Consider the following 22,708-nt stretch of genomic DNA (forward strand, 5'->3'; position numbering starts at 1 on the left):
AGTTTACGACCAAGGACGGATGATGAAATCGACTCTCCTCCCGCTCCCATTGGCTATCCTGGCCTGCGGCACCCTCGCGCTCGGGGGCTGCTCGGCGTTCTCGAATATCGGGGGCGGAAAGAAATCGTCGCCCGACGAGTTCAAGATCGTCTCGCATTCGCCGCTGACCATGCCGCCCAATGCGGAGCTGCGGCCGCCACGGCCGGGTGAGCCGCGTCCGCAGGAAGTCACGCCCGCCGATCAGGCCAAGGAGGCGCTGTCGCCCGCATTGGCCGGCCGCACCCAGGCGCGGGTCAATGCCGGGCCGGATGCGCCGCGGTCTGGCAGCAGCGCCGAGCAGTCGCTGGTCGCCCGCGCCGGCAAAGGCGGCATCGACCCCAACATCCGCGGACAGGTCAATACCGACACCAAGACCTTGGCCGAGAGCGACAAGTCGTTCATCGACGGTCTGATTTTCTGGCAGGATTCGCCGCCGTCTGGCGTGCTGGTCGATCCGGCCAAGGAGCAGCAGCGCATCCGCGATGCCCAGGCCTCCGGACAGCCGGCCGCCGGCCCGACGGCCACCATCACCCGTCGCAAGCGCGGCCTGCTCGAAGGCATCTTCTGAGTTCCCGGCCGCTCCCTGGCCGCCGTGCACTCCTCGGCGGCCTGCTCGCGGGCGCGGCCCTCGCGCCGTCCGGCCCGGCACTCGCCAAGCTGTTTGCCGTCGGCCGGCGCAATGCCGAGACCTTCACCCTGGCCAACGGGCTCCAGGTCATCGTGCTGCCGTCGCGGCGCGCGCCCATCGTGACCCAGGTCGTCGTCTACAAGGTCGGCAGCGCCGACGAGACGTTCGGCCATACCGGCGCCGCCCATTTCCTCGAGCACATGATGTTCAAGGGCACCGATCAGGTGCCGGCCGGCGAATTCTCGCGCATCGTCTCGCGCAACGGCGGTCGCGACAACGCCTACACGACCTTCGATTCCACCGGCTACCACCAGACCATTGCCGCCGAACAGCTCGAGCTGGTGATGCGCATGGAAGCCGACCGCATGACCAACGTGCGCCTCACCGAGCGCGAGATCGTGCCGGAGCGGCAGGTCATCCTCGAGGAACGCCGCATGCGCACCGACAACGTGCCGGCATCGTTGCTCGACGAGGCGGTGCGCGAGCGGCTCTACGGACTGCACAAACCCTATGCCATGCCGGTCATCGGCTACCCCGACGACATCCGGAACCTCGGCGTCGAGGACCTGGCAAGCTTCTATCGCCGCCACTATGGGCCCAACAATGCGATCCTGATCGTGGCGGGCGACACTACGACGGAAAGAGTGCGCGAACTGGGCGAACGGTATTACGGGCCGATCGCTCGCCGCGAGATCGGGCCGCGTGACCGGCCCTCGAAGGGCGGCACCGACCTGCCGCAGAAGGTGGTGCGCGCCGATGCTCGCGTCGCCGAGCCACGCTGGTCGCGGCTGTGGCTGGCGCCGTCCTACCGCGTCGGCGAGACGAAGTATGCCTATGCGCTCCAGGTGCTGGCCCGCCTGTTCGGCGGCAGCGAGACCAGCCGCCTGTCGCGGGTTCTGGTCGAGGAACGCAGGATCGGTCTCTCGGCCTGGGCGTCCTACGGCGCGTCGAGCCTCGGCCTCACCTCGTTCGACATCGGCGTGCATCCCGCGAAGTCGCGCAGCATCGAGGAAGTCGATGAGGCGGTGACCGGCGAGATGAAGAAGCTGCTCGACGGCGGCGTCACGGCCGAGGAAGTCGAGCGCGCGCAAAACCAGTTGCTGGCCGCCGCGATCTATTCGCAGGATTCGCTGGCGAGCGGCCCGCGCATCTACGGCACGGCGCTCAGCACCGGCAATACCGTGGCCGATGTCGATGCCTGGCCGCAGCGCATTTCCGCCGTGACGCGCGACGAGGTGCTGGCGGCCGCCCGGCATGTCTGGCGCGACGACGGCGCCGTCACCGCCCTGTTGACCCCCGCGGCGAGGGGCGGATGAAGGCGCTGCGCGCCCTCGCGGCGGCGCTCGCCGGCCTCTTCGTCCTGCTGCCGGCCGTGGCGGGCGCGATCGAGATCAAGGAAGTCACGACGCCGCTCGGGATCAAGGCGTGGCTGGTCGAGGACAAGAGCACGCCCATCGTGTCGCTGTCGTTTTCGTTTTCCGGCGGCACCGCCACCGACCCGGCCGGGCAGGCCGGCATCACCGATCTCATGGCGGGCCTGCTGACCGATGGCGCGGGATCGATGGACGCGCAGGCCTTCCGCCAGCGCCAGGAAGATGCCGCCGCCTCGCTCGGTTTCAACGCTTCGCTCGACCGGCTGACCGGTTCGCTGCGCGTCCTGTCGGCCAATCGCGACGAGGGCTTCGAGCTGCTGCGTCTCGCGCTCGCCGAACCGCGCTTCGCCCCCGACATGGTGGCCCAGCGCCGCGCGCAGACCATCGCGAGCATCAACCAGGCCGCCCAGCGTCCCGGTTCGGTGGCGGGCCGGACGCTGATGGAAACGCTGTTCGCCGGCCATGCCTATGCCGCCGACCCCGACGGCACGCCGGAGGGGCTGGCGGCCGCCACGCCGGACCTGTTGAAGAAGCGGGCGGCGGAACTGCTGCTGCGCAACGGCCTGATCGTCTCCGCGGTCGGCGACATCGGCGAGGCCGAACTCGCGCGCCAGATCGATCGCGCCTTCGGCCTGCTGCCCACGGGCACGCCGCCGGCGCTGCCGCCGCAATGGGTGCCGCCGACCAACCCGCGCGTGGTGGTCGTCGAACGGCCGGTGCCGCAGAGCGCGGCGCTGATGGCGCTGCCCGGCATCGAGCGCGACGATCCGCTCTGGTACGCCGCGCTGGTGATGAACCACGTGCTGGGCGGCGGCGGGCAGCAGTCGCGGCTGTTCAACGAGGTGCGCGAGAAGCGTGGCCTCGCCTACAGCGTGTCGAGCGGCCTGCGCACCTACAAGCGCGCCGCGCTGCTGGTGATGTCGACAGGCAGCGCCAACGAGCGCATCGCCGAGGCGCTCGAGGTGATCCGCGCCGAGATGGGCCGGATGCGCAGCGACGGCGTCACCGAGGCCGAGCTGACCGACGCGAAGACCTATCTCACGGGGGCGCTGGCGCTCTCGCTCGATTCCTCGGCCTCGATCGCGGGGCTGCTGCATTCCATGCAGATCGACGGGCTGTCACCCGATCACCTGACGCGACGCGCGGCGCTGATCGCCGCGGTCACGCCCGACGACGTCCGCAAGGTCGCACGGCACCTCCTGCGCGACGAGGCGTTGACCACCGTAGTGGTCGGCAAGCCGGTCGGCGTCACACAGGAACCCTGAGGAGAGTCGTTCCCGATGTTCTACAGCCACGTGATCGACGACGCGCTCGAAAGCAAGGTCGGCAAGCAGGGTCTGCATCGCGCCGCGCTCGACCGCGAACTCGCGAACGCCAGCAAGGCGCTCGACAGGTTCCGGCAGTGGAAGGCCGACGGCACCCTGCCGCTGCTCAGCCTCCCGGGCGCGCGGGACGACCTGGCGCCGCTCAAGCCGCATGCCGAGCGCTTCGCGAAGTTCGAGCATGTCATCGTGCTGGGCACCGGCGGGTCGAGCCTCGGCGGCCAGACCCTGGTCGCGCTCAAGGATCAGGGATTCGGGCCCCAGAACGGGCGACCCAAACTCTGGTTCATGGACAATGTCGATCCCGCGACCTTCACCGAACTGGCGGCCCGCCTGCCGCTCGCCCGAACCGGCCTGATCGTCATCTCCAAGTCCGGCACCACGGCCGAGACGCTGACCCAGTTCCTGACGCTGCTGCCGGAGTTCGAGGCCAAGGTGGGCAAGGACAGGCTCGCCGAGCATGTGATCGCCATCACCGAGCCGAGCGACAATGCGCTCAGCCGTCTGGCCGGCCGCATCGGCTGCCCGATCCTCGATCACGATCCCAGGGTGGGCGGGCGCTTCTCCGTCCTGTCGCTGGTCGGCCTGCTGCCGGCCATGATCGCCGGCCTCGATGTCGGCGCGGTGCGCGAGGGGGCGGCCAGCGTGCTCGATCCGGTCCTCGAGGCCAGCGACGCGGGTGACCTGCCGCCGGCCGTCGGCGCGGCGCTCTCGGTCGGGCTCGCCCGGGAGCACGGCATCGGCACCACCGTGCTGATGCCCTATTGCGACCGGCTGGGCTATTTCGGCTTCTGGTATCGCCAGCTCTGGGCCGAGAGCCTGGGCAAGGGCGGCAACGGCACGACGCCGGTGCGCGCCATGGGCACGGTCGACCAGCACAGCCAGCTGCAGCTCTATCTCGGCGGCCCGGCGGACAAGATGTTCACGGTGCTGATCCTCGACACCGCCGGCAAGGGCACGCCGATCGCGCCGGCCGCGCTCGGCGGCGACAAGAGCCTGTCCTATCTCGAGAACCGCTCGCTGGGCGACCTGCTGCTGGCCGAGGCCGACGCCACCGCCGCCACGCTCGCCAAGAACGGCCGTCCGACGCGCGTCATGCGCATCTCCACACTCGACGAAAGGGTGATGGGCGCGCTGATGATGCACTACATGCTGGAGACGATGTTCGCCGCCCATCTGCTGGGGGTCGACGCTTTCGATCAGCCGGCGGTCGAGGAGGGCAAGATCCTGACCCGCCAGTATCTCGCCGACCGCGTATCTTCCACAGGCCGTCGGCCCTAAAATGACGGCGCCATGAGCGCCACCCGCACCCTGCGCCGCCTGCCCTCGACGCTCGTCAACCGCATCGCCGCCGGCGAGGTGGTCGAACGGCCGGCCAGCGCCGTGAAGGAGCTGGTCGAGAACGCGCTCGATGCCGGCGCACGCCGGATCGCGGTCATCCTGAAGGAGGGCGGCCGCACCTTCCTCTCCGTGGTCGACGACGGCGTCGGCATGTCGGCCGACGAGTTGCGGCTCGCGGTCGAGCGGCACTGCACCTCGAAGCTGCCGGACGACGACCTGACCGACATCCGCACGCTCGGCTTCCGCGGCGAGGCCTTGCCCTCGATCGCCTCGGTCAGCCGCTTCACCATCACCTCGCGGCCCGCCGGCGCCGACACCGCCTGGAGTCTCGAGATCGACGGCGGCGCCAAGGGCGAGCCGCGACCCGCCGCGCATCCGCAGGGCACGAGGGTGGAAGTCCGCGAGCTGTTCTTCGCCACGCCGGCGCGACTCAAGTTCCTCAAGGAGCCGCGCACCGAGTCGGGCCATGTCGCCGATGCGATGCGCCGGCTCGCCATGGCCCATCCCGAAGTCGCCTTCCGGCTGGAGAGCGAGGAGCGCGCCCTGATCGACCTCGCGGCGGCCAAGCCGTCGCTGCTGTCGGGCGACGCCGCGCGGCTGGAGCGGCTGGCCGCCATCATGGGCCGCGAGTTCGCCGACAATGCCGTGGCGATCGACGCCAACCGCGAGGGCTTTCGACTCACGGGCTTTGCCGGCCTGCCGACGCTCAACCGGCCGACCGGGCAGCATCAGTATCTGTTCGTCAACGGCCGTCCGGTGCGCGACAAGCTGCTGGCGGGTGCGGTACGCGGCGCCTATCAGGATTTCCTGGCGCGCGACCGCCATCCCATGGTGGCGCTGTTCCTCGAAGCGCCGACCGAGATGGTCGACGTCAACGTCCATCCGGCCAAGACCGAGGTTCGCTTCCGCGACGCCGGCATCGTGCGCGGCATGATCGTCGGCGCGCTGCGCACCGCGCTGTCGGCGGCCGGTCATCGCGCCAGCACGACCGTGTCGGATGCCGCGCTCGGGGCCTTCCGTCCGCATACGGGTTTCTCGACTTCGCTGCCGATGGGTGGGGGAGGCGGCGGCGGATACCGCAATGGCGGCGGCTATGCGTCGGTGCCGCGCGGCCTTGCCGAGGCGGCGATGCAGTTCATGGCGCCGCTCGATGGCTTGTCGGCGCGGGTCGAAGAGCAACCTGCGAACATCGCGCCCGGCAATTATCCGTTGGGCGTGGCGCGCGCGCAGCTGCACGAGACCTACATCGTCGCTCAGACCGATCAGGGCGTCGTGATCGTCGACCAGCATGCCGCGCATGAGCGGCTGGTCCATGAGCGGCTGAAGACACAGCTCGAGTCCGAAGGCGTGAAGCGTCAGGCGCTGCTGCTGCCGGAGGTCGTGGAGATCGGCGAGGACGGCGCGCGGCGCCTCACGCAACGCGCCGCCGAGCTGGCTGACATGGGCCTGGTGCTGGAGCCGTTCGGCCTGGGCGCCGTGGTAGTGCGCGAGACGCCTGCGGTGCTGGGCGAACTCGACATCCAGGGACTGGTGCGCGACCTGGCCGACGAGCTGTCGGAGATGGGCGATCACCTGTCGCTCAAGGAGAAGGTCGAGGAGGTCTGCGGCACACTCGCCTGCCATACCTCGGTGCGGGCCGGTCGCCGGCTGACCGTCGAGGAAATGAACGCGCTGCTGCGCCAGATGGAGGCGACACCGCACTCCGGCCAGTGCAATCATGGCCGTCCGACCTATGTCGAACTCAAACTGGCCGACATCGAGCGGCTGTTCGGAAGACGATGAAGAAATTTCTCGCGCTGCTCCTGATCGCAGGCCTCGCCGCAACCGGGGCCTCGGCGCAGACCCGCGCGCCCGCGCCGCCCGCCGCCCCGCCGCCCGGCACGGTGCCGACGCCCGCGCCGGCCTCACCGCTCGACGGCACCTGGCGCGGCACCAGCGACGGCGGCTCGTGCAATGCACCGCTCGACTACCTGCTCACCATCGAATCGGGCTTCGTCGACGGCTCGGCCTACGACACCACGGCGCGCGGGCCGGTGCCCAATCCCAACAAGTCGGCGCCGCCGCCGCCGGGCCCCGGCCTGTGGCAGATCCACGGCGTGGCCAAGGTGGGCGCGCCGTTCAATCTCCTGAGCCTCGCCTCGGTGAAGGGCCCCGAACACCGCCGCATTCAGCTCACCGCCCGTGGCGACGCATCCGGGCTGGTCGTCACCGAGAACGGCGGCTGCCGCCGCACCGCCCGCCTCTCCCGTTAGTCGCGACGTGAATGCCCGCTCTCGTCGTGCGCGACGTGGAACGGTCCGACCGCCCTGCCTGGGGCCGGATGTGGACCGCTAACTACATCCATCACGGCGCGACGATGTCCGACGCGGACATCGATGAACTGTGGCGCCGGATCCTGGACCCCGACCATCCCGTCCGCGCGCTGGTCTGTGCTGCCGCGGACGATCGGGACCTGCTGGCCTTTGCGCACTTCGTGCTGCACCCCCACACATTCAGCAGCCGCACGGTCTGCTATCTCGAGGACCTGTGGGTCGAACCCGCCGCGCGCGGCGCCGGGGTCGGGCGCCGGCTCATCGAAGCGCTCGTCGAGCGCGGCCGTGCGCTTGGCTGGCGCCGGCTCTACTGGCACACCGAGACCGACAACGAAGCCGCGCGCCACCTCTACGACCGCGTGGCCAAGCTGACGGACTACGTTCGCTACGACGTCGATCTGCCGTGAGGCTCGAGGCTCAGCCCAGCAGCATGCGCGCGTCGACGATGGTGTAGCCGTCGGCGTTCACGATCACGGGGTTGAGGTCGATCTCGCTGATCTCGGGGTGGGCCAGGGCCAGGCGTGACACGTCGAGGAGCAGGGAGACCAGCTTTTCGCGATCGACCGGGGCGCTGCCGCGGACACCGTCGAGCAGCGCCTTGCCGCGGATCTCGTCCAGCATCAGGCCGGCCTCGCGCCGGTCGATCGGCAGGGTGCGGAAGACCACGTCCTTCAACACCTCGACGAAGACGCCGCCGAGGCCGAACATCAGGACGCGGCCGAATTGCGGGTCGTTGGTCACGCCGATGATCACTTCGACGCCCTTCGCGGCCATCGGCGCAACCAGCACGCCGGCAATGTCCGCGGCCGGCACGGTCTTGCCGATATGGGCGCGCAGGGCCGCACTCTGGGCCTCGATCTCGGCTAGCCCCGCGATGCCGAGCTTCACACCGCCGACGTCGGATTTGTGCAGGATGTCCTTGGACACGATCTTGAGCGCCACCGGCGCCGCGGCGAGAGCTGCCGGCAGGGCCTTCACGTCATCCGGTGCGCGCAGCACGGCAAAGGGCGGCACCGCGATGCCCTCGGAGGCCAGCAGTTCGAGCGCTTCCGGTTCGAGCAGACTCTGGCGGCCTTCCGCGCGGGCGGCGGCGATCAGCCGGGCCGATGCTTCGCTGGCGCGCGGCGCGGCCGGGGGCGGCGTCGTCTCGCGGGCTGCGGTGGCGATGCGATGGAATTCCTCGGCGCCGGCAAGGCATGCTGCGGCGATCTCGATCGAGCGCACGACCGTGATGTCGGCGGCGCGCAGGATGTCGATCGCCTCGGTCGGGAACTCGGCATAGTGGCATTGCACGATCACCGGCTTGCCGGCCTGCCTGGCGAAGGCGGCGAGCTTGAGCGCGGCGTCGTTCTCGGCCTCGGCGAGCGGTGCGCCGTATCGGACCTGATAGCCGCCGAAATAGCCCACGATCAGCAGCGCATCGACGGCCGGATCGGCCAGGATCGCCTCGCCGCAGGCCGGCATGTAGCGCGGGTGCGGGTCGGTGCCGCCGCCGGCATCGACCGGGTTGTTCAGTTGGGTCGCGTTGGGCGTGATCTTCTTGAGGCGCGCCTCGGTCTCGGCGGACAGGACCGGCAGGTCGAGGCCACGCTCGGCCAGGGCGTCGACGGCCTGCGAGATCGGGCCGCCGCCTTCCGACAGGATGGCCACGCGACGGGTCGGGCGGCCGGCGGTGCGCGAGACCATGTCCGCGACCGCGAACATCTCGTCCGAGCGCTCCACGAGGATCGCGCCGGCCTGACGCAGCGCCGCGCGCGCCACGGCGTAGTTGCCGGCCAGCGATCCCGAATGCGAGCGGGCCGCGCCCTCGCCCTTGTCGGTTCGGCCGGCCTTGTAGAGGACGACTGGCTTGCGCACGGAGACCTCGCGCAGGGCGTCGAGGAAGGCCGGGCCGTCCTTGAAGCCTTCGACATAGACGATGACCGCGCCGGTGTTGGGATCGTCGCCGTAGAAGCGGAGATATTCGTGGAAGCGGATGTCGCCTTCGTTGCCGACGCCCACGAAGGTGGTGAAGCCGGCATGGCCGTTCTTGTGGCTCTGCGCCAGCAAGGCGATGGCGACATTGCCCGACTGGCAGAGCGCCCCCAGCTTGCCGGCATAGACGCCGGGCCAGCCGACCAGGTTGCAGCCGGTATAGGCATCGAAGATGCCGGCGGTGTTGGGGCCGATCACGCGCACGGAACCTTCGCGGGCGGCCTCCATGCTGCGGGCTTCGAGCGCCGCGCCATCCGGCCCGGCTTCGCTGAAGCCACCGGCCAGCACGAGAGCCGCGCACACGCCGCGCTGGCCGCACAGCCGGATCACGTCGGGCAGGGCGGCGGCGGGCGTGCAGACGAGGGCCAGGTCGATCTCGCCCGGCGCCGAGGCGAGATCCGGGTAGCAGGCGAGGCCCAGGATTTCGTTTTCCTTGGGATTGATCGGCAGGATGCGGCCCTTGTAGCCGTCGCCGAGCAGGGTCTTGATCGCGCGGTGTCCGCGCTTCACGGGATCGCGCGAGGCGCCGATGACCGCGACCGAGCGCGGCTTCAGGAAGTCCATCGAGGAGGTCATGGTCTCTGGCTCAGGTCATGGTCTTGGTGAAGCGCACGGTCTGCGCCTGGGCATCGGCATCGGTGCGCACGTTGACCAGCGCCGTCCGGCCGGCCTTGACCGCCGCCGCCGCACGTTCCAGGGCGGGGCGGATGTCGTCGGGCTTCTCGACATATTCGCCGACGCAGCCAAGCGACTCGGCGAAGTCGTGGAAGCGCGTGTAGCCGAGATCGCGACCGGGCTTCATGCGCTTGGGGTCGGCCGTCCAGCCGCCATTGAGGCTGATGACGACCAGCACCGGCAGATTGTGGCGCACCGCGGTGTCGAGCTCCATGCCGTTCAGGCCAAACGATCCGTCGCCATGCAGCACCATCACGAAGGCGTCGGGCCGGGCAGCCTTGGCGCCGAGGCCGAACGGCAGGCCCACGCCCATCGTGCCGAAGGTGCCCGAGTTCAGGCGATGGCCGAACACGTGGGTGGGAATCGTCTGGCGACCGAAGTTCAGGATCTCCTGACCGTCGACGGAGAGGATCGCGTCGCGCGGCAGGAAATCGCGGATCTCCTTGCACAGGCGCAACGGATGGATCGGGGTCTGGTCGGTCGAGATTTGGGCCTCGAACTTGGCCGCCTTGTCGGTCTCGATGGCGGCGAGCCGCTCCCGCCAGGTACCGTAGCGCTCAGCCGTCACGCGCTCGCCGGCCGCCGCGCTCATCTGCTCCAGCACCGTGCGGGCGTCGCCCACGATCCCGATCTCGACCTGCGGCGTCGAGGCGATTTCGGCCGCATCGATGTCGATGCGGATCAGTCGGGCATTCTTGGCGAAGCGCGGGGCCTGGCCGTGACCGAACACATAGTTCAGCCGCGTGCCGACCACGAGGACCACGTCGGCCTCGCGCAGCGCGGTCGAGCGCGCGTTGGGGAAGGTATGCGGGCCGTCCTCCGGCACGACGCCGCGTCCCTGCGGCGTGGTGTAGAGCGGCATGCCGGCCTGCTCGACCCAGCGCGCCAGGGCCGCGGCCGCGTCGGACCACAGCACGCCGCTGCCTGAGATGGCGACGGGCCGCTCGGCCTTGGAGAGCAGTTCGAGCGCCTTCTCGATGGCGGCCGGATCGCCGGCCGGCCGGGCGCGCGAAGCGTCGGCCGGTTCGTGCGGCCACACCACCGTGGCCTCGTCGATCTCGGCATAGAGCACGTCGCTGGGGCAATCGAGATAGACCGGGCCGGGCTTGCCCGCGAGGGCCTGGCGGAAGGCGAGGTTCACCATCTCGGGAATGCGCCGCGCCTCGAGGATGCGGTCCGCCCACTTGGTCAGCGGCTTCATCGCGGCGAGCTGGTCGAATTCCTGGAAGGCGCCGCGACCGAACTCGCCGATCGGGCTCGCCCCGCCCAGCGCCACCACAGGCACGCAATCCATCAGCGCGTTGGCCAGGCCGGTGCCGAAGTTCAGCGTGCCCGGGCCGGAACAGGCCATGCAGACGCCGGGGCGGTTGCGCAGGCGGGCATAGGCATGGGCCATCATGGCGGCGGCCTGCTCGTGGCGCACGTCGATCCCGCGAATGCCGAGATCGATCGCGGCCTTCTCGGCCGACGACATGGGCGCGCCCATGATGAAGAAGAACGTGTCGACACCCTGCTGCTGGAGCGCACGCGCCAGCAGTTCATAGCCCATCACAGTCACGGCGTTACCTCTGCTTTTCTTGCTGTCTCTTGTCGATCGACGCGTCGTCCGGCGGATGTCACTCCACCGGGATCTTCGCGTCGGTGATCAGCCTGCGAAAATCCTTCACCTCGCTGGCGATGAAGCTCGAGAATTCCGCCGGCGTGGAGACCTTCACCTGGAGTCCGAGGTCGCTCAGCCTCTTCGTCACCTCCGGCAGGGCGATCACCTTGTGGATCGCGCCATTCAGCCTGTCGACGACCGGCTGCGGCGTGCCGGCGGGAGCTGCAACGCCCAGCCAGCCACGCGAGACCACGCCCGTGACGGTTTCCCGTACGGTCGGCACGTCGGGCAGCTGAGCGGAACGCTCCTCGGTCGTTACCGCGATGGCGCGAAGCTGGCCCGACCTGACGTAGGACATCGAGCTCGGGATCGTCTCGAACATCAGCTGGATGCGGCCGGCCACCAGATCGGCCATGGCCGGCCCGCCGCCCTTGTAGGGGACATGGACCATGTCGACGCCGGTCCGGCTCTTGAACAGCTCGCCGGCCAGATGCTGGGAGGCGCCGATGCCGGACGAGCCGAAGTTCAGCTTGCCGGGGTTGGCCTTGGCATAGGCGATCAGTTCGGGAACCGTCTTCACCGGCAGCGAGGGATGGACCATCAGGACGTTGGGCTGAATCGCGACCAGCGAGATCGGCGCGAAGTCCTTCAGCGGATCGTAACCGATCGTGCGGTACAGGCTGACGTTCACCGCCAGGTTCGAACTGGCCATCAGCAGCGTGTAGCCGTCGGGCTTGGCGTGGGCGACGGCCTCGAAGCCGATATTGCCGCCGGCCCCGGCGCGGTTCTCGACGACGATCGACTGTTTCAGCTCCTCGCCCAGCGCCTGGGCCAGGATGCGGCCGACGATGTCGACACTGCCGCCGGGCGCGAACGGGATCACGAGCTTGACCGGTTTGTCGGGATAGGGCTGCGCCCCGGCGCCGAGTCCCGTCAGAAGCACCATGAGAAAGGTGCCGATGGCGCCGAGTACCTTGCCCATTCGCCGTGCCTCCGAACCGTCCCGAATACGGAGGCAACGCTAGGAGTGGGCCTTTCTCTTATCAATCAGCTTCTGATAAGAGCAATTGATGCGATTTTCGCATATATATTTTACAAGTTCGTGAAGCATATGAAGCGCCCGCCTTCCCCGATCCCCAATCTCTCGGTCCGGCAGCTCAGGGCGGTGGCGGCTGTCGCGCGCTATTCGAGCTTCATCGCCGCCGCTGCGGAACTGGAACTGTCGCAGCCCGGCCTCTCGCGCATGATCCGGTCGGCGGAGGAGGAATTGGGAACGCCGCTGTTCGAACGCACGACCCGGCACGTCACCCTGACGAGCGCCGGGGTGGAGTTCGTGCCGCTGGCGGAGCGCATCCTGCACGATCTGGAACTCAGCTCTGGCGTCCTGCGCGAGCTCAAGCAGCAGTCGCGTGGCCATCTCTCCATCTCCTGCCCGATGGCCTTCGCGACCAACATGCTCGCGGCGTTGATCATCAACTACAAGCGCTCGCGGCCCAACGTCGTCGTCAACGTCCACGAGGGCATCCAGAGCAGTTCGATTGGCCTCGTCCGGTCGGGGCATGTCGATTTCGGCATCGGCGCGCCCACCGAGCCGCACGACGATCTGGTGATCGAGGAGCTGTGCAAGACCACCTATCACGCGGTCTTCCACAAGGATCATCGCTTCGCCGCGCGCGACCGGCTGCACCTCTCCGACCTTCGCGGCGAGCCGCTGGTGTCGATGCCGCCGGCCTCCAACATGCGACGGATCATGGATGGCGCGGCGGCGAAGGCGGGCTTTCGCCTCGACTACACGATCACCCTCAATACCTACAGCGCGCTTGCCCAGTTCGTGCGCCGCAAGATGGGCGTGACCATCCTCGTGAACACGTCGCTGCCCAACGATCCGCTGCTCCGCTCTCTGCCCATCGATCCCCGCCAGTTCAGCGGCACACTCGCCCTGATGCGCCTGAAGGGGCGGCCGATGTCGGAGGCGGCGCTGGGCTTCCAGGAGGTCATCAGGGCGCATTTCGCCCAGATCGTGGCTGCGGACAAGAAGCGCGGGCGCGCGGGCGCAGGCACTAGCGGCCGGGCGCCATCAGCCCCAGCCGTTCGCGCCGCAGCCAGCGCACGAGCAGCAGGATCGCCACGACGGTGAGGCCGGTGGCCAGACCGATCCACAGGCCGAAGCCGGCCATCCCGCCCTGGAAGGCGAGCCCGACGCCCAGCAGCAGGCCGATACCCCAGTAGCCGATGCCGGCATAGACCATGGGCACGCGCGTATCGTGCAGGCCGCGCAGCATGCCGGCCGCGACCGCCTGGCCGCCATCGGCCACCTGGAACAGCGCCGCGACCATGAGGAAGCTCACCGCCAGCTCGATGACGGGCAGATTGGCCGGCACGTCGAGATCGAGGAACAGGCCGACCAGCGGGCGCGGCGCCAGGACCATCGCCAGCCCCGTCAGCGCCATGAATCCCACGCCCATGACGTAGGCCGTCCAGCCGGCGCGTCGGATGCCCTCCCTGTCATGCGCCCCGAAGGCGCGGCCGACCCGCACGGTCGCGGCCTGGGCCAGCCCCAGCGGAACCATGAAGGAGAGCGACGCCAGCTGCATGGCGACCGAGTGGGCCGCCAGCGAGGCGGCGCCGATCAGGCCCATCAGGAACGTCGCGCCATTGAAGACGGCGACCTCGAACACCAACGTCGCGCCGATCGGCAGGCCGAGATGCCAGAGCTCGCGAAAGCGCGGCCAGTCCGCGCGCCAGAAGCGGCCGAACAGGTGATAGCGGCGGAACTTGCGGTCGGTGAGGATGACGGCCGCGAGCAGAACGAACATCAGCGTGTCGGCGAAGGTCGTGGCATAGCCGGCACCGACCAGCCCGAGCTGCGGAAAGCCGAAATGACCGAAGATCAGCACCCAGGCCAACCCGGCGTTCGCGATCACGCCGACGATGCCCGCGGCGAGCGCCCACAAGGGCCGCTCCAGCGCCGACACGAAGGACCGCAGCACGAGGAAGAGGAAGAACGGCAGCAGCGACCATTGCAGGGCGCGCACATAGTCCGCGGCGGACTTGGCGAGCGCCGGCTCCTGGCCCATCGCCAGCAGGATCGCCTCGCTCTGCCACAGCACGATCCAGATCGGCACGGTGACGACGGCCGCCATCCACATGCCCTGGCGCACCGTGCGGCGCACGTCGCGCACCGAGTGGCCCTTGCGGCCGAGTTCGCGCGCGATCATCGGCGCGGTCGCCGTGGTGAGGCCGAGCCCGAAGATCATGGTCGCGAAATAGAGATTGGCGCCCAGCGCACCGGCGGCCAGCGCATCGGGGCCCAGCCAGCCCATCATCACCACGTCGGTCGCCGTCATCAGCGTCTGCGCGACATTGGTGAGAATGAGCGGCCAGGCGAGCAGCAGGGTCGCGCGGGCTTCCTCCGCCCACGTCGGCCCGCTCGCTTGCTCGGTCGTCCTGCTCTGCGCGTCCTCGTTCATGCCGGCGCTTATAGCCGGCACCCCGTGACGATCACAGGTCGCAGTCGATCCGCAGTTCCCGCCCGTCGAACAGGCGGAAGAAGGCGTCCTGCGGCTTTTCCAGAACGAACATGGCGCGGGCATCGAGTCCGAGGTGGAGGCCGCGCATGACCGCGCCGCTGACGCCGTGGCTCACCACGACGGTGCGCGTGCCGGCGGCGGCGATGTCCGCCAGCATGGTCTCGCAGCGCCTACGAAGATCGGCATGGGTTTCGCCGCCCGGCGGGCAGTAGCCGTGCGGATCGGCGCGCCAGTCGGCCAGCGCCGTGGGATGCGTCATCTCGATCTCGGCCCACGAGAAGCCTTCCCAGGTGCCGTATGAGAGTTCGGCCAGCCTGATATCCTCGCGCCAGTCGGCGGCGGAAAGCCCCAGCTCCTGGCCGATGATGTCGGAGGTCTCGCGCGTGCGCCCCAAGGGGCTGCGCAGGAAGATCGTCGGTCCCGGCTCGCGCTCGAGTTCGCGCTTGAGGGTGCGCCCCATCGCCAGCGCCTGGACGCGCCCGCGCGCGGTCAGGTCGGAGTTCTTGCTGCCCTGCATGCGCCGCTCGGTGTTCCAGGCGGTCTCGCCGTGCCGCAGCATGTAGAGAGGCGCGCCGAGCGTCATGCCGTCCGCTTGAGGATCACGATCTTGGCGGCGCCATAGCGGCGTTCGTCGATCGCCGCGAAGCCGGGCGGCGGCGGCAGATCCTCGTTGTGCGCGCACTCGACGGTGACGATGCAGCCCGGCGTCATCCAGCCGGCAGCCGCCAGCGCCGTCATCGCGGCGGGGGCCTGGCCCGACCGATAGGGCGGATCGAGCAGGACCAGATCGCAGGCCTCGCGCGACGGCGGCGGCCGCGTCGCATCGGCGCGCACCACCTTGGCCGCGCCGGTCTCGCCCAGCTTGCGCAGGTTCTCGCCGATCGCCTTGATTGCGGCGGCATCGTTGTCGAGGAAGGTGGCGTGGGCCGCGCCGCGCGACAGCGCCTCCAGCCCCAGCGCGCCGGAGCCGGCATAGGCATCGAGCACGCGCGCGTCGATCAGCGATGAGGTGCCGTCCTCCTCGTCGTCGCGCCAGTTCGCATGCAGCAGGATATTGAACAGCGACTCGCGCGCGCGGTTGGAGGTGGGGCGCGTGGCCTCGCCCTCCGGGGTCGCGAGCATGCGGCCGCGATGCTTGCCGCCGATGATCCTGATCATCAGTGCCGCCGGCGCTTGGCGTGGGGCGGGGCAGGCTTGTGTTTGGGCTTGGCCCAGCCTTCCTTGCGCGGCGGACGCTTCACGCCCAGCAGGTTTTCGAGCGCCTGCGGCGGGATCTCGTCGACATGCCCGCGTTCGACTTCGCCGAGATGGAACGGCCCGAAGGCGACGCGGATCAGGCGCACCACCGGCAGGTCGAGATGGGCCAGCACGCGGCGGACTTCGCGGTTCTTGCCCTCGGCCAGCGCGATGTCGATCCAGGCGTTGGAACGCTGCTGCCGGTCGAGGCTCGCCTGGATGGGACCGTAGCGCACGCCCTCGATGGTGATGCCGTTGGCCAGTTCCGCGAGCTTCGCCTCGTCGACGGCGCCGTGCACGCGGGCGCGATAGCGGCGCGTCCAGCCATTGGCCGGCAGTTCGAGCTGGCGCGCCAGCCCGCCATCGTTGGTCAGCAGCAGCAGCCCTTCCGAGAAGTAGTCGAGGCGGCCGATCGTGACGACCCTCGGCATGCCCTTGGGCAGCGAGTCGAAGATGGTGCGGCGTCCCTCGGGATCGCGGGCCGTCACCATCTCGCTCGGCGGCTTGTGGTAGCGCCACATGCGCGGCCGGTCGGCGGCGGGCAACGGCTTGCCGTCGACCTCGATGACGCTCTTGTCGGTGACGACGCAGGCCGGCGTCTCCAGCACCTTGCCGTCGACCTTGACGCGGCCTTCCTCGATCCAGCGTTCGGCATCGCGGCGCGAGCACAGGCCCGCGCGCGCCAGGCGCTTGGCGATGCGCTCGCCTTCCTTGACAGGTTGTTCGTTCACTTTGTGCCCGCCGCTCCCAGGAAGGCGCGGAACAATTTCGCGTCGCCTTCGGAGATATGGAATTCAGGATGCCACTGCACGCCGATGCAGAAACGGTAGGCCGGCGCCTCGATACCCTCGATCACGCCGTCCGGCGCCGTGGCGTTCACCACGATGCCGGCGGGCGAATCAGCGGCGGCCTGGTGATGGGCGCTGTTCACCTGCAGCTCCTCGGCGCCGACGATGCCGTGCAGCTGCGTGCCCCTGGCCACCTTCACGACGTGGCCGGGCTCGTCGCGCGGGTTGGGCTGCTCGTGCGCCAGCGCATCTTGGATAGCGTCGGGAATGTGCTGGATCAGCTTGCCGCCCAGCACGACATGCAGCAGCTGCTGGCCGCCGCAGATGCCCAGCACCGGCTTGTTCTGGGCGAGCGCGCCCTTGGTCACGCCGAACTCGAAGGCGGTGCGGCGATCCTTGGTGACCACCGTCGAATGCTTCGCGCCGCCGCCATAGTAGGACGGGTCGACGTCGAAGGCGCCGCCGGTCACCACCAGCGCGTCGATGCGCTCCAGATAGTCGGCGACCCGGTCGGGCTCGTGCGGCAGCGCGATGGCCAGACCACCCGCCGCGTCGATCGCGTCGAGGTAGTTCTGGCGCAGCGCATACCAGGGAAACTTGGAGTATCCGCCTGGCTTTTCAGCATCCAGGGTGACTCCGATCAGGGGACGGGGCATGTGCGCCAAGATACGCGCGCGCGCCGCCGCGCGCTATAGTGCGGCCGCGATGCCGGATTCACACAAGTCGACCCCGATGGACAGGGCCCTCGCCGCCGCCCGCGCGGCCGGCGCGCGCGGCGAGGTGCCGATCGGCTGCGTGATCGTGGGCCCCGATGGCGCGGTGCTGGCCGAGGCCGGCAATCGGACCGAGGAGCTGAAGGATCCGACTGCCCACGCCGAGCTGCTGGCGATCCGCGCCGCCGCCGCCGCGCTGGGCTCGCCGCGCCTGGTCGGCTGCGACCTCTACGTCACGCTGGAGCCCTGTCCGATGTGCGCCCAGGCGATCTCCTTCGCGCGCCTGCGCCGGGTCTACTGGGGCGCCGCCGATCCCAAGGGCGGCGGCATCGAGCAGGGCCCGCGCATCTTCGACCAGCCGACCTGCCACCATCGCCCCGACCTCTATCCCGGCGTCGGCGAGCGCGAGGCAGGTGAGCTGCTGCGGGCCTTCTTCAGGGAGCGGCGGTAGGGCAGTCGAACATCGAAAAGCACTCGTCATCCTGAGCGGAGCCGCCCGTAGGGCGGCGCAGTCGAAGGACCTCTTTTCCAACGCACGGTGTGTCGAAGCGAAAACAGGTCCTTCGACTGCGCGCCTGCGGCGCTCCGCTCAGGACGACGAATCCTTTTTCAAAGCTTCCACGCGCGGGATCGCCGCCGTCCATTCCGTGCGGACGTCGGGGTCGGGTTCCTCGGTGGTTCGAGCACGCCGCGCCGCGTCGTCCGGCGCGAGGTGCGACAGGGCCCAGACGGCGGCGCCGCGCACCAGGGGCGAGGCGTCGGCCAGCAGGCGTTCGACCGCAGGCAGGGCGGTGGCGGGCGCGGCGCTGTTGCCCAGCGCATAGGCGACGTTGCGCAGGAAGCGGTCGCGGCCGATGCGCTTCACCGCCGTCCCGGAGAAGCGGGTGCGGAAGGTGGCGTCGTCGAGGGTGGCGAGTTCGGCCAGCAGCGGCGCCTGCAGCTCGGCGCGCGGCGTGAAGGCGGCCTCACGCGCGTTCTGGGCGAACTTGTTCCACGGGCAGGCGGCGAGGCAGTCGTCGCAGCCGTAGATGCGGTTGCCCAGCGCCGTCCGGAATTCACGATCGATGGGGCCGGCATGTTCGATGGTGAGATAGGAAATGCAACGCCGCGCATCGAGCTGATAGGGCGCGGGAAAGGCGTTGGTCGGGCAGGACTCGAGGCAGGCGCGGCATTGGCCGCAATGGTCGGTCTCGGGCGCGTCGGGCGGCAGTTCGATCGACAGCAGCAGTTCGCCCAGGAACAGCCAGGAGCCGAAGCGGCGCGACACGAGGTTGGTGTGCTTGCCCTGCCAGCCATGGCCGGCCTGCTGCGCGGCGAGCTTCTCCATCAGCGGCGCGGTGTCGACGAAGACCTTCAGACTCTCGTGATAGGTGTCCCAGATGAAGCGGCCGAGCTGCTTCAGCCGCCTCTTCATCACGTCGTGATAGTCGCGGCCCTGCGCATAGACCGACACGGCGCCGCGCTCGCGCTCCTCGAGCGCAAAGCGCGGATCGCCGGCCGGCCCGTAGTTGAGCGCAACCGACACGACCGTGCGCGCCTCGGGCCACAGGGTGGAGGGATCGATGCGTTGCTCGGCGCGGTCGAACAGCCATCCCATGTCGCCCTGGAAGCCGCGCGCCAGGAACGCTTCCATGCGCTCCCTCCGCAGCTGCCGCGCCTCGGGCGAGAGCTGCGCCGGTGCGAAGGCCACGGCGTCGAAGCCCAGCTCCAGCGCCTTGGCGGCAATCGCGTCGCGCAGCTCGCGCGGCGTTGCCGGCTTGGGCGGCCGCTTCGGGCGGGGCGGCAGCTTGGCCATCAACCCCGGCCGCGATAGGGCGCCACGCCGGTCTCGGGAAGCCACAGGCCCTTGGGCGGTGCGGCGGTCTGCCAGAACACGTCGATCGGCATGCCGCCGCGTGGATACCAATAGCCCGCGATGCGCAGCCAGCGCGGCGCCAACTCCTTCACCAGGCGCTTGCCGATGCCCACGGTGCAATCCTCGTGGAAGGCGGCCTCGTTGCGGAAGCTGTTGAGGTAGAGCTTCAGCGACTTGCTCTCGACCAGCTTGGTGCGCGGCACGTAGTCGATCACGAGATGCGCGAAATCGGGCTGTCCGGTCACCGGACAGAGCGAGGTGAATTCCGGCTGCGTGAAGCGCGCGAGATAGAGCGTGCCCGGATGCGGGTTGGGCACCGTCTCGAGGACGGCCTGGTCGGGGGAGGCGGGCAGGGCGGTCGCCTGTCCGAGCTGACGAAGTTTTGCGTATTTAGCCATGCCCCCATCATATGCTAAGCGGGCCGCCATGACTCACAGGGTTGCCATCGTCGGCGCCGGCCCGTCCGGCTTCTACGCCGCGGACGGGCTGCTGCGCGGCCGTCCGGACCTTCGCATCGACATCATCGATCGCCTGCCGACGCCGTTCGGCCTGGTGCGGGCGGGTGTCGCGCCCGATCACCAGGGCACCAAGGCCGTGGTCCGCCAGTTCGACCGGCTGCTCGCCCAGCCCGATCTGCGCTTCGCCGGCAACATCGAGATCGGCCGCGACCTGACCTGGGACGAGGTCATCCAGTCCTACGACGCGGTCGTGGTCGCCACCGGCATGGTGGTCGATCGCAAGCTGGGCATTCCCGGCGAGGATCTGCCCCATGTCTGGGGCTCGTGGCGCTTCGTCGCCTGGCTGAACGGGCATCCCGACTTCCGCGACGGTCCCGACCTCTCGGGCGTGAAGTCCGTGGCGGTGATCGGCAACGGCAACGTGGCGCTCGACGTCGCGCGCCTGCTGGCCAAGAGCCCGGACGAGATGACCAAGTCCGACATCGTGCCCGAGGCGGGGGCGGCGATCGCGGCGGCGCCGATCGCCGACATCCATGTGATCGGGCGGCGCGGCGCCGGGGAGGCCTCCTTCACCACCAACGAGTTGGCCGAGATGGGCCGGCTGGCGCGCGCCGTTTCCGTCGCCGATGCGAGCGTGCTGACGGCCGAGGCGCCGGCCGCCGATCCGACGCCGGAGCGGCTGCGCAAGGCCAAGAACATCGAGACCCTGAAGCGCTTTGCCGCGCAGACGCCGGGCGAGAAGCCGGTGACGGTGCATTTCCGCTTCCATGCGACGCCGACGGCGATTCGCCCGGGCGAGGTGGAACTGTCGACGGGACCCCTTGCCGCCGACCTGGTCGTGACCTGCATCGGCTATACCGGCGAGCCCTTCCCGCAGGCCGAGAGCGTGTTTCCGGTGGGCTGGGCGCGCCGCGGCCCCAGCGGCACCATCCCGACCAATCGCGCCGACAGTCATGCCGTGGCGAAGCAGGTGATCGACTTCCTCGAGGACCGCGATCCCAAGAGCGGCCCCGACATCCTGCCGCTCTGCGTCGACGCCGAGGGCTGGCGCCGCATCGACAAGGCCGAGGTCGCGGCCGGCGCCGCGCAGGGACGGCCGCGGGTGAAGCTCGTCGACTGGCAGGCGCTGCTCGAGGTCGCGCAGGGCGACTGATCGTTCGTCGCGGGGCGTGGGCATTTCGCCTGTCGCGCTCCAGCGCCGGCGGCTCTATACCTTGCCTCCTACGGGGAAGGCCAAAGAGTTCAGGAGTTTCCATGATGAAGTTACGTCGTCGTTTCATGGGCGCGCTCGCCGCCGCCGCGGCGGTCATGCCGCTGGCCGCGCCTGCGCCCGCCTCGGCACAATCCAAGCCGACCACGCTCAAGGCGGCGCTGCATTCGGACCTCAAGATCATCGATCCGGTGTGGACCTCGGCGCTGATCACCACCAACCACGGCTACATGATCTACGACACGCTGTTCGCGGTCGACGACAAGCTCGAGGTCAAGCCGCAGATGGTCGACAAGTGGGAGGTCTCGCCCGACAAGCTGACCTACACGCTGACCCTGCGCGACGGGCTGGAATGGCATGACGGCAAGCCGGTCACGGCCGAGGATTGCGTCGCCTCGATCAAGCGCTGGGGCGCGCGCGACGCGATGGGCCAGAAGCTGATGGCGGTGACGTCGGAGCTCACGGCGCCGGACGCCAAGACCATCAAGTTCGTGCTGAAGCAGCCCTACGGCCTGCTGCTCTATTCGCTGGGCAAGCCGGGCTCGAACGTGCCGTTCATGATGCCGAAGTCGGTCGCCTCGACCGATCCCAACAGCCAGATCACCGACACCACCGGCTCCGGCCCGTTCATCTTCAAGAAGGACGAATGGAAGCCCGGCGAGAAGGCGGTCTACGTCAAGAACCCGAAGTACAAGCCGCGGTCTGAGCCGGCCTCGGGCTTCGCCGGCGGCAAGGTGCCGAAGGTCGATCGCATCGAATGGCTGTGGATCCCCGACACGCAGACCCAGGTCAACGCGCTGCTGGGCGGCGAGATCGACCTGGTGGAAATCGTGCCGGCCGACCTGCTGCCGCTGCTGAAGGCGGACAAGAACGTCGTCGTGTATGTCGGCAACAAGGCCGGCCGCCAGTACACGATGCGCTTCAACGTGCTGCACAAGCCGTTCGACAATCCCAAGATCCGCCTCGCCGCGCTCTACGCGCTCGACCAGAAGGAATTCCTCGACGCCAATGTCGGCAATCCGGAGTTCTACAAGGTCTGCAACTCGCTGTTCCCCTGCGGCTCGCCGCTCGAATCGACCAAGGGCTGGGAGGACAAGCTCTCCGGCAATGCCGCCAAGGCGAAGCAACTCCTGCAGGAGGCGGGCTACGACGGCACGCCGGTGGTGATGCTCCACCAGACCGACGTGGCCGGCCACAACAACCTCGCGACCGTGGCCAAGCAGCAGCTCGAGAAGGCCGGCTTCAAGGTCGACCTGCAGCCGATGGACTGGCAGACGCTGGTCGCGCGCCGCGCCAAGAAGGATGCGCCCAGTGCCGGCGGCTGGAACCTGTTCTTCACCTCGTGGGGCGCCGTCGACGTGATCAACCCGGCCGCCGCCGCCTTCCTCAACGCCTCCTGCGAGAAGGCGACCTTCGGCTGGCCGTGCGACGCCGAGCTGGAGAAGCTGCGCGATGCCTACGCCGCCGAATCCGATCCGGCGAAGCAGAAGCAGATCGCCGAGCAGGTCCAGCTGCGCGTGCTCGAATATCCGACACATGCGCCGCTCGGCCAGTTCACCTCGCCGACCGCCGTGCGCTCGAACGTGACCGGCATGGTCTACGCCCCGACCCTCGCGATGTGGGGCCTGGAGAAGAAATAGCGCGATCCGTTCGG

Annotated in this window: 21 protein-coding genes; 11 read left to right on the plus strand and 10 right to left on the minus strand. The window is 69.3% G+C overall.

The window, feature by feature from the left end:
* The first annotated feature begins 22 nt into the window (after nt 1–22).
* The 7 genes from ACO07K_RS28950 to ACO07K_RS28980 all read left to right on the plus strand — a co-directional run bounded on the left by ACO07K_RS28950 (nt 23) and on the right by ACO07K_RS28980 (nt 7,422).
* Complete coding sequence (locus ACO07K_RS28950; protein WP_422033859.1) at nt 23–607, plus strand: DUF3035 domain-containing protein; 585 nt, start codon at nt 23–25, stop codon at nt 605–607.
* A 152-nt stretch (nt 608–759) separates the two neighbouring features.
* Nucleotides 760–1,983: a M16 family metallopeptidase gene (locus ACO07K_RS28955; RefSeq protein WP_422033860.1), complete on the plus strand. Its 1,224-nt coding sequence runs from the start codon at nt 760–762 to the stop codon at nt 1,981–1,983.
* Nucleotides 1,980–3,305 (plus strand): M16 family metallopeptidase, encoded by a 1,326-nt coding sequence (locus ACO07K_RS28960; protein WP_422033861.1) that lies wholly within the window; start codon nt 1,980–1,982, stop codon nt 3,303–3,305. The genes ACO07K_RS28955 and ACO07K_RS28960 overlap by 4 nt, the downstream gene beginning before the upstream one ends.
* Nucleotides 3,306–3,320: 15 nt before the next feature.
* Nucleotides 3,321–4,643 (plus strand): glucose-6-phosphate isomerase, encoded by a 1,323-nt coding sequence (locus ACO07K_RS28965; protein ID WP_422033862.1) that lies wholly within the window; start codon nt 3,321–3,323, stop codon nt 4,641–4,643.
* A gap of 12 nt (nt 4,644–4,655) precedes the next feature.
* Nucleotides 4,656–6,485 carry a DNA mismatch repair endonuclease MutL gene (gene mutL, locus ACO07K_RS28970; RefSeq protein ID WP_422033863.1) on the plus strand — a complete coding sequence of 610 codons (1,830 nt, stop codon included), beginning with the start codon at nt 4,656–4,658 and terminating at the stop codon, nt 6,483–6,485.
* Nucleotides 6,482–6,955 carry a hypothetical protein gene (locus tag ACO07K_RS28975; protein WP_422033864.1) on the plus strand — a complete coding sequence of 158 codons (474 nt, stop codon included), beginning with the start codon at nt 6,482–6,484 and terminating at the stop codon, nt 6,953–6,955. The genes mutL and ACO07K_RS28975 overlap by 4 nt, the downstream gene beginning before the upstream one ends.
* 11 nt (nt 6,956–6,966) lie before the next feature.
* Nucleotides 6,967–7,422 carry a GNAT family N-acetyltransferase gene (locus tag ACO07K_RS28980; protein WP_422033865.1) on the plus strand — a complete coding sequence of 152 codons (456 nt, stop codon included), beginning with the start codon at nt 6,967–6,969 and terminating at the stop codon, nt 7,420–7,422.
* Between the two features lie 10 nt (nt 7,423–7,432).
* Here the strand turns inward: ACO07K_RS28980 and ACO07K_RS28985 are convergent, their stop codons facing one another.
* The 3 genes from ACO07K_RS28985 to ACO07K_RS28995 all read right to left on the minus strand — a co-directional run bounded on the left by ACO07K_RS28985 (nt 7,433) and on the right by ACO07K_RS28995 (nt 12,246).
* The gene (locus ACO07K_RS28985; protein ID WP_422033866.1) at nt 7,433–9,565 is read right to left on the minus strand and encodes an acetate--CoA ligase family protein; all 2,133 of its coding nucleotides are present in this window, start codon (nt 9,563–9,565) and stop codon (nt 7,433–7,435) included.
* 10 nt (nt 9,566–9,575) lie between these two features.
* Nucleotides 9,576–11,213 (minus strand): thiamine pyrophosphate-binding protein, encoded by a 1,638-nt coding sequence (locus tag ACO07K_RS28990; RefSeq protein ID WP_422036722.1) that lies wholly within the window; start codon nt 11,211–11,213, stop codon nt 9,576–9,578.
* A 67-nt stretch (nt 11,214–11,280) separates the two neighbouring features.
* Nucleotides 11,281–12,246, minus strand: a complete 966-nt coding sequence (locus tag ACO07K_RS28995) for a Bug family tripartite tricarboxylate transporter substrate binding protein (RefSeq protein WP_422033867.1) — start codon at nt 12,244–12,246, stop codon at nt 11,281–11,283.
* Between the two features lie 129 nt (nt 12,247–12,375).
* Between ACO07K_RS28995 and ACO07K_RS29000 the strand changes: the two genes are divergently transcribed.
* Nucleotides 12,376–13,401, plus strand: a complete 1,026-nt coding sequence (locus tag ACO07K_RS29000; protein ID WP_422033868.1) for a LysR family transcriptional regulator — start codon at nt 12,376–12,378, stop codon at nt 13,399–13,401.
* Here ACO07K_RS29000 and ACO07K_RS29005 read toward each other — a convergent pair.
* The 5 genes from ACO07K_RS29005 to ACO07K_RS29025 are packed head-to-tail and all read right to left on the minus strand — an operon-like array spanning nt 13,325 to nt 17,474.
* Nucleotides 13,325–14,734: an MATE family efflux transporter gene (locus tag ACO07K_RS29005; RefSeq protein WP_422033869.1), complete on the minus strand. Its 1,410-nt coding sequence runs from the start codon at nt 14,732–14,734 to the stop codon at nt 13,325–13,327. The genes ACO07K_RS29000 and ACO07K_RS29005 overlap by 77 nt on opposite strands.
* Before the next feature lie 31 nt (nt 14,735–14,765).
* A complete protein-coding gene (locus tag ACO07K_RS29010; RefSeq protein ID WP_422033870.1) occupies nt 14,766–15,377 on the minus strand; it encodes a histidine phosphatase family protein in 612 nt (203 codons plus the stop codon).
* Entirely contained in the window at nt 15,374–15,952 is a 579-nt protein-coding gene (rsmD, locus tag ACO07K_RS29015; RefSeq protein ID WP_422033871.1) for a 16S rRNA (guanine(966)-N(2))-methyltransferase RsmD, read from the minus strand. The genes ACO07K_RS29010 and rsmD overlap by 4 nt, the downstream gene beginning before the upstream one ends.
* Entirely contained in the window at nt 15,952–16,761 is an 810-nt protein-coding gene (locus ACO07K_RS29020; RefSeq protein ID WP_422033872.1) for a pseudouridine synthase, read from the minus strand. The genes rsmD and ACO07K_RS29020 overlap by 1 nt, the downstream gene beginning before the upstream one ends.
* The gene (locus ACO07K_RS29025; RefSeq protein WP_422033873.1) at nt 16,758–17,474 is read right to left on the minus strand and encodes a gamma-glutamyl-gamma-aminobutyrate hydrolase family protein; all 717 of its coding nucleotides are present in this window, start codon (nt 17,472–17,474) and stop codon (nt 16,758–16,760) included. The genes ACO07K_RS29020 and ACO07K_RS29025 overlap by 4 nt, the downstream gene beginning before the upstream one ends.
* A 76-nt stretch (nt 17,475–17,550) precedes the next feature.
* On the opposite strand from ACO07K_RS29025, the gene ACO07K_RS29030 reads away from it, so the two are divergent.
* On the plus strand, nt 17,551–17,982 hold the full coding sequence (locus tag ACO07K_RS29030) for a nucleoside deaminase (protein ID WP_422036723.1): 432 nt from the start codon (nt 17,551–17,553) through the stop codon (nt 17,980–17,982).
* A gap of 138 nt (nt 17,983–18,120) precedes the next feature.
* Here the strand turns inward: ACO07K_RS29030 and queG are convergent, their stop codons facing one another.
* A complete protein-coding gene (gene queG / locus ACO07K_RS29035; protein ID WP_422033874.1) occupies nt 18,121–19,326 on the minus strand; it encodes a tRNA epoxyqueuosine(34) reductase QueG in 1,206 nt (401 codons plus the stop codon).
* Complete coding sequence (gene queF / locus ACO07K_RS29040) at nt 19,326–19,784, minus strand: preQ(1) synthase (protein WP_422033875.1); 459 nt, start codon at nt 19,782–19,784, stop codon at nt 19,326–19,328. Before queF ends, queG begins: the two co-directional genes overlap by 1 nt.
* A gap of 28 nt (nt 19,785–19,812) precedes the next feature.
* Here queF and ACO07K_RS29045 point away from each other — a divergent pair, with 28 nt between their 5' ends.
* Both ACO07K_RS29045 and ACO07K_RS29050 read left to right on the plus strand, forming a co-directional pair.
* Entirely contained in the window at nt 19,813–20,997 is a 1,185-nt protein-coding gene (locus ACO07K_RS29045) for an FAD-dependent oxidoreductase (RefSeq protein WP_422033876.1), read from the plus strand.
* A 101-nt stretch (nt 20,998–21,098) separates the two neighbouring features.
* Nucleotides 21,099–22,694 carry an ABC transporter substrate-binding protein gene (locus ACO07K_RS29050; RefSeq protein ID WP_422033877.1) on the plus strand — a complete coding sequence of 532 codons (1,596 nt, stop codon included), beginning with the start codon at nt 21,099–21,101 and terminating at the stop codon, nt 22,692–22,694.
* The last annotated feature ends 14 nt before the right edge of the window (nt 22,695–22,708 follow it).

Origin of the sequence: Reyranella sp. (assembly GCF_965228225.1) — a bacterium.
In the GTDB taxonomy this organism is placed as follows: Bacteria; Pseudomonadota; Alphaproteobacteria; order Reyranellales; family Reyranellaceae; genus Reyranella.